This window comes from Oryzihumus sp. JJN4-3R (assembly GCF_057747915.1).
This window is the reverse complement of record NZ_CM173229.1, coordinates 1,904,150-1,918,291: the sequence shown is the minus strand read 5'-3', so window position 1 is coordinate 1,918,291 and position 14,142 is coordinate 1,904,150. Positions and strand designations below refer to the sequence as shown.

Below are 14,142 nucleotides of genomic sequence, written 5' to 3'. Positions count from 1 at the left end.
GGGCTACGGGCGCCGCACCTCGGTGCGGCCGCGCAGCCACAGCCCGGCCAGGATCCCGGCGAGGACGACCGCGCCGTAGAGCCCACCGGTGGCCACCATCGCCACGGTGATCCCCGGGCAGGTCGCGCCGACGCCGAAGCCGACCCCGAAGACCGCCGCCCCGTAGAAGGTCGAGCGTCGAGGCCGGTGTCGGGGCAGGACCAGCGTGCCTCCGAGCAGCGTGCGCCGTCGCCGGCGCAGGAGCAGCACCCCGGTCGCCGCGGTCAGCACGGTCGCGCCCATCATGAGGTAGATGTAGGCGTCCTGGAGCAGCAGCCCGCGGTGGATCGTGTCGTAGTCGCCGAGCCCGCTCGCCGTCAGCAGGAACCCGAACGCCACGCCGACCACCAACGCCGTGGCGGCCAGGCCGCGCCTCACACCGCACCGCCGGTCACGAGGTGCAGCGCCAGCGTGACCAGGACGGCCACGCCGAAGAACGTCATCGTCGCCGCCAGGCTCTCGGGCGACCCGACGGCGCACCCCGAGATCCCGTGCCCGGAGGTGCACCCGCCCGCCCACCGTGCGCCGTAGCCGATGGTCACGCCAGTGACCGCCAGCACGGGCACGAGCAGGTATGCCGGGAGCGCGGCTCCCAGCGCCCCGTAGCCATGGAGGGCAGTCGAGCCCAGAACCCCGGCGAGGAGCGCGCCGACCACGAGCCCGGCGTTGAACCAGATCCGCCACGGCTCGGTCACCCGTCGCCCCTGCGCGGCGAGCAGCAGCTGGAGCCAGCCGCCGGAGACCCCGAGCTTGACGTTGGCGATGCCGTACAGGGCGACCACGCACAGCCCGATGCCGGGCCCGGCCACCCACCACGGCAGCTGGTGCGGCAACACGTGCAGCATCGGCGACCCCTCTCCCCAGTCGCAGGGTAGGGGCCATGGCGTGGTGCCGGGGCCTGTTCGCCCCAGGCCGGTGCCGTGCCTCGGTCCGGGCGCCGAACGGCGGCCGGGTCGCTAGTGTCTGCGCACGTGGTCCCACCGATTGCCCAGCCTGCCGACCTCGACGTCGTCCGCGCCTCCTACGACCGGGTGGCCGACAACTACGTCGCGATGAACATGAGCGACCTCAGCGCCCTCCCGTGGCTGCGCGCCGCCCTTGTCGTCTTCGCCGAGGACGTCAGCGGCCTCGGCCCCGTGCTGGACGTCGGCTGCGGCCCCGGCGCCATCACCGCTCACCTCGCCGGTCTCGGCGTCGACGTCTCGGGCGTCGACCTGTCGCCGAAGATGGTCGAGCACGCCCGGCGCCTCCACCCGGGCCTGCGGTTCGCCGTCGCCTCAGTCACCGAGCTCGACCTCGAGCCAGGGTCGCTCGGCGGGATCCTCGGCTGGTGGTCCCTGTTCAACCTCCCCCGGGACGTCCTGCCCGACGTGCTGGCGTCGTTCGCCCGCGCGCTCGTCCCGGGAGGACACGCGATCATCGGCACGCACGTGGGCACCGGGGACGTCCTGCGCACGGAGGCCTACGGCGGGGTGCCCGTCACGTGGACGACGCACCTGTGGCAGCCGGCGCAGCTCCTCGAGCTCGTCGTCGCAGCCGGGTTGGAGCCCACGGCGCAGCTGCACCTGCCGGCTCGCGGGGAGTCCCGCCCCCAGGTCGTGATCAGCGCACAGCGCCCGACGACGTAGCCGGCGCCGACACGGGCACCGGGAAGCGGCGGGGGCCGGAAGGCTCGGCTACTTGTCGACGTCGCCGACGACGAAGAACATCGAGCCCAGGATGGCCACCATGTCGGCGATGAGGTTGCCCGGCAGCACCTCGCCCAGCACCGAGACGTTGTTGAACGAGGCCGAGCGCAGCTTCAGCCGCCAGGGCGTCTTGTCCCCGCGCGAGACCAGGTAGTAGCCGTTGAACCCCAGCGGGTTCTCGGTGTGCACGTAGGTGTGGCCCTCCGGCACCCTCAGCACCTTGGGCAGCCGCTGGTTGACCGGGCCCTGCGGCAGCGACCCCAGCACGTCGAGGCAGTGCTCGGCGATGTCGAGGCTGACGTGGACCTGCTCGAGCAGCACCTCCAGGCGCGCGAGGCAGTCGCCCTCGGTGCGCGTGACGACCCGGCCGGGGCCGCCCGGGGCGAAGATCGAGCCGTACGCCAGGTAGGGCTCGTCCCGCCGGAGGTCCATGTCGACGCCGGATGCCCGCGCGATCGGGCCCGAGACGCCATACGCATCAATGGTCTCCGGCGGCAGCACACCGACCCCGCGAGCGCGGGCGTGCACGATCTCGTTGCCCACGATGAGGCTCTCGAGGTCGGGCAGCCGGCGTCGCACCGCCGCGATGGCCGCGGCCACCCGGCCCAGCCACCCGGCCGGCAGGTCCTCCTTGAGGCCGCCGACCCGGTTGAACATGTAGTGCATCCGGCCGCCGGAGGCCTCCTCCATGACGGCCTGGAGCTCCTCCCGCTCGCGGAAGGAGTAGAAGATCGGCGTGATCGCGCCGAGCTCGAGGGGGTAGGAGCCGAGGAACATCAGGTGGTTGAGCACGCGGTTCAGCTCGGCCAGCAGCGTCCGTGCCCACGTCGCCCGCTCGGGCACCTCCATGCCCAGCATCGACTCGGCGGCCAGCACCACGCCGAGCTCGTTGCCGAACGCCGAGAGCCAGTCGTGCCGGTTGGCCAGCACGATGATCTGGCGGTAGTCGCGCACCTCGAAGAGCTTCTCGGCCCCGCGATGCATGTAGCCGATGATCGGCTCGGCGCTGACGATCCGCTCGCCGTCGACGACCAGCCGCAGCCGCAGCACGCCGTGCGTGGCCGGGTGCTGCGGGCCGATGTTGAGCACCATGTCCGCGGTGGCCAGGCCACCGGCGCCCATGCCGACGGTGAGCTCGCGCGGGCTCGCGGGGGTGCTCATGCGGCTCAGTCTGCCAGCCCGGCCGTATCGCGCCACGCGCCCTGGTGCCGGGTGGCACCAGGGCGCGTCGCGTCATACGGCCCGCGGACCACGGAGGGTGCGGCGCGGCCCCGGCCCGCACCGCACCCTCCGTGGTCTCCCGTCAGCCGCGTCTCAGCAGCCGGGCTCGTTCTCGGCGTGGGTCATCTCGCCCTTCCCGTTGAGCGTGACCACGACGATGTCCTCCGGCTCACCGAGGGAGGACATGTGCGCCAGGTCGGTCGACACGCTCTGTACCGGCTGGTCGGCCGCGATGCAGTGGTGGTAGACGAACGTGGCGTCGGCCGCGACCGGGATGCGGAACTTGGTGCGGCCCAGGTTCTCGAACGGCGGGTCGGTGAACGGCTTGATCGGCAGGCCGCGCGCGGCGATCTCGCTGTCGGGGACCCCCTTGGCAGTGAAGCGGTCCAGGACGGCGACCTTCATGCCGTCTCGGTCCTCCAGGCCGTCGATGGTGCCGAGGTCGTAGGCGCGGCCGGCGACGTCGCTGTAGGGCCGGGTGGGGGTGCCGTCCGGCTGCGACGCCACCGTGGCGGAGGCCGCGGACTGCGGGGCGGTCGGGGTCATGACGACCGCCCCGTCCTGCGGTGGGCCGTCGGCGCCGCAGGCGGCCAGCCCGAGCGCCAGCACGGCGGTGGTGAGGGCGAGCGTGCAGCGGGAGAGGGTGGTGAGGGAACGTCCGTACCGGGGGGTGGGCATGCGTCGAGCAGTCCTCTCGAGGGGGTTGGGGTGCCGGACATCCTTCCTGACCCGTCGCTGGTGTCCACCCGGAGGTGCGGGCAGCATCACCCCATGACCGCTGCCGTCGACGCCGCCTCCCTGCTGGACCTCACCGACCCGGCGGTCGTCGCCGACCCCTACCCGCACTTCGCCCGGCTGCGCGCCGCCGCCCCGGTGGCCCACCACTCGGGGCTGGACCTGACTCTGGCCACCAGCCGCGCCGCCTGCGACGCCGTCCTGCGCGACCGGCGGCTGGGTCGCCTCTACACCCCGCGCGAGCCCGAGACGGACTGGGCGACCTTCAACTGGCTGCACGCCGACTCGATCCTGGACTCCGAGCCGCCCAAGCAGTCCCGGCTGCGCCGGCTCGTCGCTGCGGCGTTCGGCCGCGGCCACGTGCAGCGCCTCGCCCCGCGGATCGAGGCCCTGGCCGGGCAGCTGCTCGAGGACTGCGCGGCGCGGCTCGAGCAGGACGGCTCCTTCGACGTCCTCGACGCCTACGCCGAGCCCTTGCCGGTGCTGGTCATCGCCGAGCTGCTCGGCTGGCCCGAGGCGGACCGCCCGCTGCTGCGGCCGTGGTCGCAGGCGATCGTGAAGATGTACGAGGTCGAGCGCAGCCCCGAGGCCGAGCGTGCCGCCCGTGCGGCGGCGGCCGAGTTCGCCGCCTACGTCCAGGCCCTCGCCGACGAGCGGGCGCGCCACCCCGGCTCCGACCTGCTCAGCGACCTCGTCGCCGTCCGGGACGGCTCGGACCGGCTCTCCCCGCACGAGCTGGTCGCCACCGCGGTGCTGCTGCTCAACGCCGGGCACGAGGCCAGCGTCAACGGCTTCGGCAACGGCCTGGCCTCGCTCCTGGCCGAGCCCGACGAGGTCACCCAGGTCCTGGCCGGGCTGGGCGACGAAGCTGCGGTCGTCGACCTGGTCGAGGAGATGCTGCGCCACGACTCCCCTCTGCAGCTCTTCGAGCGCACGGCCACCGAGGACGTCGAGGTCGGCGGCATCCCGATCCCCCGGGGGCACAAGATCGCTGCGCTCCTCGGAGCAGCCAACCGGGACCCCGCCGCGTTCGCCGACCCCGACCGGTTCCGCGCCGGCCGCTCCCCCAACCCGCACCTCGCCTTCGGCGCCGGCATCCACTTCTGCCTCGGTGCCCCGCTGGCCCGGCTGGAGCTGCAGACCAGCGTGCGCGCGCTGCTGCACCGCTTCGGCCGCCTCGAGGTCGTGGACGCCGCGCGCCGGCCCACCTTCGTCCTGCGCGGCTACGAGCACCTCACGGTCGCACCCGCGTGATCGCCCACAGGAAGTCGCCGAGCCCGCCCCGCGCGGTCAGCGCCGCCGCGGCGGACGCCTCGCCCAGGGCACGCAGGTATGCCGTGGGGTCGGCTCGCGCGAGCTCGTAGCCCGGGCGGTCCCCACCGTCGATCCCCAAGCGCCGCAACGCAGTCCGCTGGTCGACGAGCTCGTCGTGGCGCAGCGAGTCCATCGCGACGTGGGCGGTGAGGTCGCAGGACCCGTCGGGCACGGCCATGACGTGGTGCCCGGAGCGGAACCCGGTCAGCGTCCCCGCGGCTGGCCGCGCGCCGGCCACGTGGCCGTAGTCCACGGCAATGGCGACGCCCGAGCTCAGCCTCCCGAGCAGCCCGGCCCAGGCCTCGTCGCGAGCCAGCCCGACCTCCACCCGGTCGCCGGGCTCGGCGTCATCGACCGGCCAGAAACGTTGGCACCACAGCAGATCCGGCCCGGTGAGCGGGTCACCGAGCTGCTCCTCGCCGGAGCGCGGGTCGACCAGCACCTCCCGCGGCACCGCGTCATCGTCGACCTGCGCCACGGTGCACGGCACGACGTCCAGCCACTCGTTGGCCAGCACCAGCGCGTCGGTGAGGTCACACAGGCCCTCCGGCAGCGCCACGCCCCCGGGCGACTCCAGCCACGCGACCTCAGCCGGCAGGGAGTCCGGACGCCCCACCACGTCGACCCCCACGCAGGTCACCGACGGCGCCAGCGCCTGGACGTGGCCCAGCAGCTCCCCGCGCCCGCACCCCACGTCGACGAACGTCGTCAGGCCCTCGAGCTCCATGAGGGTCACCAGCGCCCGGGCCAGCAGCTCGCCGAGCCCTGGCGCCCCCTGGGTGGACGTGGCGAAGTGGCCGGCCGGGCCTGCGGGCTGGCGGTAGAGGCCGCCCGGCCCGTAGAGCGCCGCCTGCCACGCCTGCGGCCAGGGGATCCACGTCACGGGGAGCACGCTACGGCCCGCGGAGGACCGCGCTAGCGTTCCGTGGGTGAGCACCCCCGACGAGCGTCCCGCCCGCCTCGAGGTCGGCGTCGTCGGCGCCGGCCGCGTCGGCGTCGTCCTCGGCGCCGCGCTGGCCCGCGCGGGCCACAAGGTCGTGGCCGCCTCCGGGGTGAGCGACGCCTCCCGGGAGCGGGCCGCGAAGCTGCTGCCCGGCATACCGCTGCTGACCGTCGAGGAGGTCGTCGCCCGCGCGGAGCTGCTGCTGCTCACCGTGCCCGACGACGCGCTGCCCGACCTCATCGCCGGGCTGACCGCCACGCACGCGTGGCAGGCCGGGCAGATCGTCGTGCACACCTCCGGCCGCTACGGGGTCAGGGTCTTCGAGCCCGCCGCCGGCGCGCACATCATCGGCCTGGCCCTGCACCCGGCGATGACGTTCACCGGCACGGCGATGGACCTGACCCGGCTGACCGACTGCTGCTTCGGCATCACCGCGCCGGAGGCGCTGCGCCCGGTCGCGGAGGCACTCGTCGTCGAGATGGGCGCGGAGCCGGTGTGGATCGCCGAGGAGCAGCGCGAGCGGTACCACGCGGGGCTGGCCCACGGGGCCAACCACCTGGTCACCCTGGTCGCCCAGGCGATGCAGGTGCTCGGCTCCGCCGGCGTCGAGCACCCCCATCGGGTCATCGCGCCCCTTCTCAACGCGGCCCTGGACAACGCGCTGCGGCTGGGTGACGCGGCTCTCACCGGTCCGGTGGCCAGGGGAGATGCCGGTACCGTTGCTGCGCACCTGCGACAGCTGGCCGACGAGACCCCCGACGTCCGCGCCACCTACCTCGCCCTCGCGCGCGCCACGGCCGAGCGAGCCTTGGCGAGTGGGCGGCTGACGGCGTCCGCGGCCGAGCCACTGCTCGACATCCTTGCCGTCCCGAAGGAGCTCCCGTGACCACCAGGACCACCACGCCCGTCGTCGCGCGCACCCGCGACGAGCTGGCCGAGGCCCGCGCCGCGCTCACCCCCGGCGACGTGGCCGTGGTCATGACGATGGGGGCCCTGCACCACGGGCACGCCCAGCTGATCAAGCAGGCCCGCGCCCGCGCCGAGCACGTCATCGTCACGATCTTCCTCAACCCGCTGCAGTTCGGCCCGCGCGAGGACCTCTCCCGCTACCCGCGCACGTTCGACGACGACATGGAGATCTGCACCCGCGAGGGCGTCGACATCGTCTTCGCCCCCACCCCGGACGTGGTCTACCCCGACGGCGACCCGGGCGTGCGCATGTCCGCCGGCCCGCTCGGCGCCGTGCTCGAGGGCCAGGCCCGGCCCGGCCACTTCGACGGCGTGCTCACCGTGGTCGGCAAGCTGCTGCACCTCACCGGCGCCAGCAGCGCCTACTTCGGCCAGAAGGACGCCCAGCAGCTGCTGCTCATCCGCCGGATGGTGCGCGACCTCGACTTCCCGGTCGACGTGGTGTCGGTGCCCACCGTGCGGGAGGAGGATGGTCTGGCCATGTCCAGCCGCAACACCTACCTCACCGCCTCCGACCGCGAGGTCGCCCTGTGCCTGTCGCAGGCGCTGAAGTCCGGCGCCGACGCCGCCGCGGAGGGCCCTTCGGCGATCCGACGGGCGGCCCGCGCCGTCCTGGTCAAGGAGCCGCTGGCCCTCATCGACTACCTCGTGCTGGTCCACCCGACCACCCTCGAGGACGTGCCGGAGTGGTACCGAGGCGAGGCACTGCTCGCCGTCGCCGGCCGGGTCGGCACGACCCGCCTCATCGACAACATGCCGGTCCGCGTCGGCCCTGGGGGCGGGGCCCTGCAGGTGTTCTCCGAGCACGCCGGACGCCACGAAGCCCCCCTCGAGTAGCCAAGGACGACCACCGTGCAGCGCTTCATGCTCTACGCCAAGATCCACCGGGCCACGGTGACCCAGGCGGACCTCAACTACGTCGGCTCGGTGACCGTCGACCGGCTCCTGCTCGAGGCCGCCGGGCTGCTGCCGGGCGAGCGGGTCGACATCGTCGACGTCACCAACGGCAACCGGCTGACCACCTACGTCATCGAGGGCGAGGCCGGCTCGGGCACCATCTGCATCAACGGCGCCGCGGCCCACCTGATCCAGCCCGGCGACATCGTCATCCTCATCGCCTACGCGGGCATGGACGACGCCGAGGCGCGCACCTTCGTGCCCAAGGTCGTCTTCGTCGACCACGACAACCAGATCGTCGACGTCAGCGGCGACCCCGGGCAGGTGCCCGAGGGCTTCGGGCTGGAGAGCTCCGGCGTCGCGCGGGGTGCCATGTGAGCGCGACCCTGCCGCACGGCATACCGTCGCGGCTGGTCGCCCCCGACCCGGGCTGGACGGTGTCCGCCGACGTCATCGTCGTCGGCTCCGGTATCGCGGGACTCACCGCCGCGCTCCGGCTGCGGCAGCGGGTGGACCGGGTCCTGCTCGTCACCAAGACGGTGCTCTCCGAGGGCTCCACGCAGTGGGCCCAGGGCGGGATCGCCGCGGCCCTCGACCCGGCCGACTCCCCGGACGCGCACCTGCACGACACGCTCGTCGCCGGGGTGGAGGTCTGCGACGTCGAGGCCGTGCGGACCCTGGTGACCGAGGGCCCGGCGCGCGTGCGCGAGCTCGTGGCGCTGGGCACCGAGTTCGACCGCGACGCCAATGGGGAGATCTCGCTGACCCGCGAGGGTGGGCACCACCGCGACCGGATCGCGCACGCCGGCGGCGACGCCACCGGCAAGGAGATCTCGCGCGCGCTGATCAACGCGCTGCACGCGGTCAAGGATGACCCCGGCATCCAGGTCATCGAGCACGCCCTGGTCGTGGACCTGCTCCAGGACGGCGACGCCCGCGTCTGCGGCGTGACGCTGCACGTCATCGGCGAGGGCCAGATCGACGGCGTCGGCGCCGCCCACGCCCGCGCGGTGGTCCTCGCCACCGGCGGCATCGGCCAGGTCTGGTCCGCCACGACCAACCCCTCCGTGGCCACCGGCGACGGGGTCGCGGCGGCGCTGCGCGCGGGGGCGGTGATCGCCGACCTGGAGTTCGTGCAGTTCCACCCGACCGTGCTCTGGCTGGGTGAGGGCTCCAGCGGCCAGCAGCCCCTGATCTCCGAGGCGGTCCGCGGTGAGGGCGCCTTCCTGGTCGACAGGGACGGCGTCCGCTTCATGCAGGGCGTGCACGAGCTGGCCGACCTCGCCCCGCGGGACGTCGTCGCCCGGGCCATCGTCGACCGGATGGCCCTGACCGGGTCCGACCACGTCTACCTCGACGCCCGGCACCTCGGGCGCGAGTTCCTCGAGCGGCGCTTCCCCTCGATCGTGGCGCGCTGCCGCGAGCTCGGCTTCGACCCGGTCACCGACCTGCTGCCGGTCGCGCCGGCCCAGCACTACGCCAGCGGCGGCGTCCGCACCGACCTGCTCGGCCGGACCTCTCTGGAGGGGCTCTACGCCTGCGGCGAGGTGTCCTGCACCGGCGTCCACGGCGCCAACCGCCTGGCCTCGAACTCGCTGCTGGAGGGCCTGGTCTTCGCCCACCGGATCGCCGACGACGTGTCCGCCCGGCTGGGCCGGGGGGAGCTGTCGACGACGACGCCGGTGGCTCCGGCCGGGCCGACCGCGCTGATCCCCGCCGCCCGCCGGACCGAGGTCCAGCGGGCCATGACCCTGGGCTCCGGTGCCGTGCGCTCGGCCGAAGGGCTCGCCCAGACGGCCAAGGCCCTCGCGGTCATCGCCGACGAGGCCGAGGCCTCGGAGGCCGGTCCGCTGTCGTGGGAGACCAGCAACCTGCTGCACGTCGGACAGCTGCTCACCCACGTCGCCGCCCTGCGCGAGGAGACCCGCGGCGGCCACGTCCGCTCCGACTTCCCGATGCGTGACGAGCAGTGGCGCGCCCACCTCCGCGCCTGGCGCCGGCCCGACGGCACGGTCGCCACCTCCATCCACCCCGTCGACCCCCAGGACCTCGCATGACCGGATTCCCCGAGAAGGCCGCCCAGACCATCGTCGACGGTGCGCTCGAGGAGGACCTCGGGGGCTTCCCGGGCGTCGACGTCACCACCACGGCCACCATCCCCTCCGGGCAGCGCAGCACCGCCCACGTCGTGGCCCGCGCCGACGGCGTCGTGGCCGGGATCCCGTTGGTGTCGTTGGTGTTCCGCGCCGTCTCCGAGCGGCTCGGGCTGCCCGAGGTGGACGTCGAGGTGCGCCACGAGGACGGCGACATGCTCCACCGCGGCGACGTCATCGCCGTCCTGCGCGGCTCGACCCGCGCGATCCTCGTCGGCGAGCGCACCCTGCTCAACCTCATGTCCCGGCTCTCCGGCGTCGCGACCCACACCGCGCTGTGGGCGCACGAGCTCGAGGGCACCTCGGCCACCGTCCTGGACACCCGCAAGACCACCCCGTTGCTGCGGGCGCTGGAGAAGTACGCCGTGCGCTGCGGCGGCGGCACCAACAAGCGCATGGGCCTCTACGACGTGGCCATGATCAAGGACAACCACAAGATCGCCGCGGGCTCGCTGACGGCCGCGATCGCGGCCGTGCACACGGCCTACCCGCAGGTGCCGATCCAGGTGGAGGCGACCACGCTCAAGGAGGCGCTGGAGGCGGTGCAGGCCGGGGCGCGGTTCCTGCTGCTGGACAACATGAGCGTCGAGCTGCTCCAGGCCACCGTCGAGACCGTCCGGGCGACCGGGGAGGACGTGGAGATCGAGGCGACCGGCGGGCTCACCCTCGACGTCGCGCGGGCCTACGCGCAGACCGGGGTGGACTACCTCTCCGTCGGCGCGCTGACCCACTCCTCGCCGATCATGGACATCGCGCTCGACCTCGTCGAGGACGACTGAGGCCGGCCGGCCACGGGTGCCGGCTCAGCCGAAGTGCGTGACGAGCCGCTCGGCGTAGTACTGCTCCCACGGCAGCTCGGTGACCGCGTCGGTGAACTCCTGGTCGAGGCTGACCAGCTGCTGGGTCAGCTCGCTGCGGACGGGCGCCCGGCCCAGCAGCGTCGGCAGCTCCGAGAGGCGCACCAGCCAGTCCGAGTAGAACGTGGCCCAGTCGTCGTCGGCGCCGTCGGTGATCCGGTAGACCCGGTGGTGGGTCTCGGCGACCTCGTGGAGCAGCTCGCCCACCCGGTCGATCTGGTCAGCCATGGTGACCACCTCCTGGCGGGAGCATCGCGCCGGCGGAGGGCAGCGCGCACCCCGCCGAAGGGTGAGGAGGTGGTGAGTCAGCGGCGGCGCAGGCGGTAGCACTCGGTGAGCATCGGCAGCTCGACCATGCCGTCGGGACCGGCCACCCGGTCGCCGAGCGCGCGGACCCGGTCGAGCACCTCGTCGCGGTCGGGGCGGATCGCGACGAACGACCACGTGCCGGCGTGCCGGGCCAGGTCCTGCGGGCTCTGGCGCATCGTCCAGCCGAACACCGCGCGCTCGACCGGCTCGAACGCCTCGGGCATCGGCGGGAAGTCCTCGTCCTCCGCGATGCTCTCGTGGCGGTCGACCAGGCCGGAGAGCTCCTCCTGCCAGCCCACCGACTCGTCGCGCCGGTGCCACGCCATCGACAGCCACCCACCGGGTCGCAGGACCCGGGCGCACTCCCGTGCCGCCGCCGCGTGGTCGAACCAGTGCCACGCCTGGAAGACGGTCACCGCGTCGGCGGTGCCGTCCTCGACGGGCAGGTGCTCGGCGCTGCCGTCGCGGGCGTCGACGCGCGCGGCGACCTCCGGCGGCAGGCTGCGGAGTGATCCTCGCAACGCCCCCAGCATGCCCTCCGCCGGTTCCACGGCGACGACGTCGTGGCCCATCCGCGCCAGGGTGCGGGTCCCCTTGCCGGTGCCCGCCCCGAGGTCGACGACGCGCAACACCGTTGAGGGCGTGGGGGATCCGAGCATCCACCCGACGGAGTCCGCCGGCCACGACGGGCGCACCGCGTCGTACTCGGCAGCCATCGCACCGAACGACGTGCGCCGCCTCGCGTAGACCTCGCCTGCGTCGTCCCCACCCATGCGCCGGAAACTACCTCGCGGGCCGCCGAGGTGCAGTAGGTACCCTTGCCGCGTGACCGACACACCCACTCCTGCCGTACCCGAGACCGATGTGCCCGAGCAGATGCGCGTCCGTCGGGAGAAGCGGGCGCGGCTGATCGCCGAGGGCAGGGAGCCGTATGCCGTGGGCGTGCCCCGCACGCACACCCTCGCCGACGTGCGGGCCGGCTACCAGCACCTCGAGGCGGGGGAGGAGACCGACAACCTCGTCGGCGTCGCCGGCCGGGTCGTGTTCGTGCGCAACACCGGCAAGCTCTGCTTCGCCACGCTCCAGGAGGGCGACGGCACCCGCCTCCAGGTGATGCTCAGCCTCGCAGAGGTGGGCGAGGAGTCGCTGGCGGCCTGGAAGTCCGACACCGACCTCGGCGACCACGTGTTCGTCCACGGCCGGGTCATCTGCAGCAAGCGCGGTGAGCTGTCGGTCATGGCCGACTCCTGGACCATGGTCAGCAAGGCCCTGCGGCCGCTGCCGACCCTGCACAAGGAGCTCTCCGAGGAGTCCCGCGTGCGCCAGCGCTACGCCGACCTGCTGGTGCGCCAGGAGGCGCGCGACATGGTGCGCACCCGCGCCAAGGTGATCAGCTCGCTGCGGCACACCCTGGAGAACCACGAGTTCATCGAGGTCGAGACGCCGCAGCTCCAGCTCATTCACGGTGGCGCCGCGGCCCGTCCTTTCCACACGCACCTGAATGCTTTCGACATTCCGATGACGTTGCGGATCGCCCTTGAGCTCTTCCTGAAGAGGGCGGTTGTCGGCGGTGTCGACCGGGTCTTCGAAATCGGCAAGAACTTCCGCAACGAGGGCATTGACTCCACGCACAGCCCCGAGTTCACGATGCTGGAGTTCTACCAGGCTTATGGCGACCAGTTCACCGCCGCCGAGCTGACCCGTGAGCTGGTACTGAATGCGGCAAAGGCGGCTGGTGTCGGCACCACCGTCGTGGACTACCGCGGCAACGAGGTCGACCTCGCCGGCGAGTGGCGCTGGCTGCCCATCGTCGACGCCGTGTCCGACGCCCTGGGCGAGGAGGTCTCGGCCGCGGAGGACGAGGACTCGGCGCAGCGGGTGCGCAAGCTCGCTGAGGCCCGCGACATCGAGCTGCGGCCCGGCTGGGGCACCGGCGAGATCATCCTCGAGGTCTTCGAGCAGCTGGTCGAGCACACCCTCATCCAGCCGACGTTCGTGTGCGACTACCCCGAGTCCGTGCGGCCGCTGGCCCGCGGGCACCGTTCCACGCCGGGCCTGGTCGAGGCGTGGGACCTCATCATCGGCGGGATCGAGCTGGCGCCCTCCTACAGCGAGCTCGTCGACCCGGTGATCCAGCGGGAGCGCCTCACGCAGCAGTCCCTGCTCGCCGCGGGCGGTGACCCCGAGGCGATGCAGCTCGACGAGGACTTCCTGCGCGCGCTGGAGTACGGCGCGCCGCCGATGGGCGGGACCGGGCTCGGCGTGGACCGCCTGGTCATGCTGCTCACCGGCAAGCCCATGCGCGAGGTCATCCTCTTCCCGACCGTGAAGCCGGAGTGAGCTGGACGATGCACAACCTGTGGCTCGCCATTGCCGCCCTCCTGCCGACGGCGGGTGTCGCGTTTCTCTTTTATGTCGTGATCAAGTCAATGCTCGAAGGTGATCGCAGGGAACGGCTCGCGCATTCCAAGTGGGAAGCCGAGCAGGAGCGGTTGCACAAAGGCAACGGCAATTCGGGGGACTTACCTCGTTAGCGGAAATGCCGTAGGGTGCATTCAGCACATTGACGAGCCGGGAATTTCGTCACTTTCTGATGACACCAATTCCTCCATCCCCTCTGGAGAAAAACATGGCACAACGCGTAGTGGTCACGCTCGAGGACGACATCGACGGTGGCGAGGCCGCCGAGACCGTCTCGTTCGCGCTGGACGGCGTCTCCTACGAGATCGACCTGTCCGAGGACCACGCCAGCAAGCTGCGCGACGAGTTCGCCACCTGGATCGGGCACGCCCGCCGCGCCGGTGGCCGCAAGAGCACGACGCCGGCTCGCCGCAGCGGTGGCCGTGGTGGCCGCGACCTGTCGGCGATCCGCGAGTGGGCCCGCGAGAACGGTCACAAGGTCAGCGACCGCGGTCGCATCTCGGCCGACATCCAGGCCGCCTACGACAAGGCGCACGGCTGAGTCGTCGCACGGCACCCGACGGCGCCCGCCCCTCACGGGGACGGGCGCCGTCGCC

At 73.0% G+C, this 14,142-nt stretch carries 17 protein-coding genes; 10 read left to right on the top strand and 7 right to left on the bottom strand.

All coding sequences use genetic code 11. The features are described from left to right. Positions 1 to 3 precede the first annotated feature (3 nt). Positions 4 to 417, bottom strand: coding sequence for a DUF6691 family protein (locus AC3ANM_RS08875; protein ID WP_488287762.1), 414 nt, complete (start codon positions 415 to 417; stop codon positions 4 to 6). After that, positions 414 to 884 (bottom strand): YeeE/YedE family protein, encoded by a 471-nt coding sequence (locus AC3ANM_RS08870; RefSeq protein ID WP_488287761.1) that lies wholly within the window; start codon positions 882 to 884, stop codon positions 414 to 416. Before AC3ANM_RS08870 ends, AC3ANM_RS08875 begins: the two co-directional genes overlap by 4 nt. A 126-nt stretch (positions 885 to 1,010) precedes the next feature. Between AC3ANM_RS08870 and AC3ANM_RS08865 the strand changes: the two genes are divergently transcribed. Beyond that, the gene (locus AC3ANM_RS08865) at positions 1,011 to 1,667 is read left to right on the top strand and encodes a class I SAM-dependent DNA methyltransferase (RefSeq protein ID WP_488287760.1); all 657 of its coding nucleotides are present in this window, start codon (positions 1,011 to 1,013) and stop codon (positions 1,665 to 1,667) included. 48 nt (positions 1,668 to 1,715) lie between these two features. Here the strand turns inward: AC3ANM_RS08865 and AC3ANM_RS08860 are convergent, their stop codons facing one another. Next, positions 1,716 to 2,888 (bottom strand): NADH-quinone oxidoreductase subunit D, encoded by a 1,173-nt coding sequence (locus tag AC3ANM_RS08860; protein ID WP_488287759.1) that lies wholly within the window; start codon positions 2,886 to 2,888, stop codon positions 1,716 to 1,718. 153 nt (positions 2,889 to 3,041) lie between these two features. Next, positions 3,042 to 3,626, bottom strand: a complete 585-nt coding sequence (locus AC3ANM_RS08855; RefSeq protein WP_488287758.1) for a hypothetical protein — start codon at positions 3,624 to 3,626, stop codon at positions 3,042 to 3,044. A 93-nt stretch (positions 3,627 to 3,719) separates the two neighbouring features. Here AC3ANM_RS08855 and AC3ANM_RS08850 point away from each other — a divergent pair, with 93 nt between their 5' ends. Then, positions 3,720 to 4,937, top strand: coding sequence for a cytochrome P450 (locus AC3ANM_RS08850; protein WP_488287757.1), 1,218 nt, complete (start codon positions 3,720 to 3,722; stop codon positions 4,935 to 4,937). Here AC3ANM_RS08850 and AC3ANM_RS08845 read toward each other — a convergent pair. Further along, complete coding sequence (locus tag AC3ANM_RS08845) at positions 4,918 to 5,880, bottom strand: SAM-dependent methyltransferase (protein ID WP_488287756.1); 963 nt, start codon at positions 5,878 to 5,880, stop codon at positions 4,918 to 4,920. The genes AC3ANM_RS08850 and AC3ANM_RS08845 overlap by 20 nt on opposite strands. A 46-nt stretch (positions 5,881 to 5,926) precedes the next feature. Between AC3ANM_RS08845 and AC3ANM_RS08840 the strand changes: the two genes are divergently transcribed. From AC3ANM_RS08840 to nadC, 5 genes are read left to right on the top strand one after another with little or no spacing between them, the layout of a single operon-like run. Beyond that, entirely contained in the window at positions 5,927 to 6,826 is a 900-nt protein-coding gene (locus AC3ANM_RS08840; protein WP_488287755.1) for a Rossmann-like and DUF2520 domain-containing protein, read from the top strand. Continuing rightward, a complete protein-coding gene (panC, locus tag AC3ANM_RS08835; protein ID WP_488287754.1) occupies positions 6,823 to 7,746 on the top strand; it encodes a pantoate--beta-alanine ligase in 924 nt (307 codons plus the stop codon). Before AC3ANM_RS08840 ends, panC begins: the two co-directional genes overlap by 4 nt. 15 nt (positions 7,747 to 7,761) lie before the next feature. Next, entirely contained in the window at positions 7,762 to 8,184 is a 423-nt protein-coding gene (panD, locus tag AC3ANM_RS08830; RefSeq protein ID WP_488287753.1) for an aspartate 1-decarboxylase, read from the top strand. Then, positions 8,181 to 9,863 carry an L-aspartate oxidase gene (locus tag AC3ANM_RS08825; RefSeq protein WP_488287752.1) on the top strand — a complete coding sequence of 561 codons (1,683 nt, stop codon included), beginning with the start codon at positions 8,181 to 8,183 and terminating at the stop codon, positions 9,861 to 9,863. The genes panD and AC3ANM_RS08825 overlap by 4 nt, the downstream gene beginning before the upstream one ends. After that, the gene (nadC, locus tag AC3ANM_RS08820; protein ID WP_488287751.1) at positions 9,860 to 10,738 is read left to right on the top strand and encodes a carboxylating nicotinate-nucleotide diphosphorylase; all 879 of its coding nucleotides are present in this window, start codon (positions 9,860 to 9,862) and stop codon (positions 10,736 to 10,738) included. The genes AC3ANM_RS08825 and nadC overlap by 4 nt, the downstream gene beginning before the upstream one ends. A gap of 24 nt (positions 10,739 to 10,762) precedes the next feature. Here nadC and AC3ANM_RS08815 read toward each other — a convergent pair whose 3' ends face one another. Together AC3ANM_RS08815 and AC3ANM_RS08810 are read right to left on the bottom strand one after the other, a co-directional pair. After that, the gene (locus AC3ANM_RS08815; protein ID WP_488287750.1) at positions 10,763 to 11,044 is read right to left on the bottom strand and encodes a hypothetical protein; all 282 of its coding nucleotides are present in this window, start codon (positions 11,042 to 11,044) and stop codon (positions 10,763 to 10,765) included. 77 nt (positions 11,045 to 11,121) lie between these two features. Then, positions 11,122 to 11,898 (bottom strand): class I SAM-dependent methyltransferase, encoded by a 777-nt coding sequence (locus AC3ANM_RS08810; protein ID WP_488287749.1) that lies wholly within the window; start codon positions 11,896 to 11,898, stop codon positions 11,122 to 11,124. A gap of 103 nt (positions 11,899 to 12,001) precedes the next feature. Between AC3ANM_RS08810 and lysS the strand changes: the two genes are divergently transcribed. The 3 genes from lysS to AC3ANM_RS08795 all read left to right on the top strand — a co-directional run bounded on the left by lysS (position 12,002) and on the right by AC3ANM_RS08795 (position 14,087). Next, positions 12,002 to 13,465 (top strand): lysine--tRNA ligase, encoded by a 1,464-nt coding sequence (gene lysS, locus AC3ANM_RS08805; protein ID WP_488287931.1) that lies wholly within the window; start codon positions 12,002 to 12,004, stop codon positions 13,463 to 13,465. Then, complete coding sequence (locus AC3ANM_RS08800) at positions 13,462 to 13,659, top strand: hypothetical protein (RefSeq protein WP_488287748.1); 198 nt, start codon at positions 13,462 to 13,464, stop codon at positions 13,657 to 13,659. The genes lysS and AC3ANM_RS08800 overlap by 4 nt, the downstream gene beginning before the upstream one ends. A 95-nt stretch (positions 13,660 to 13,754) precedes the next feature. Further along, entirely contained in the window at positions 13,755 to 14,087 is a 333-nt protein-coding gene (locus tag AC3ANM_RS08795) for a histone-like nucleoid-structuring protein Lsr2 (RefSeq protein WP_488287747.1), read from the top strand. Positions 14,088 to 14,142 lie beyond the last annotated feature (55 nt).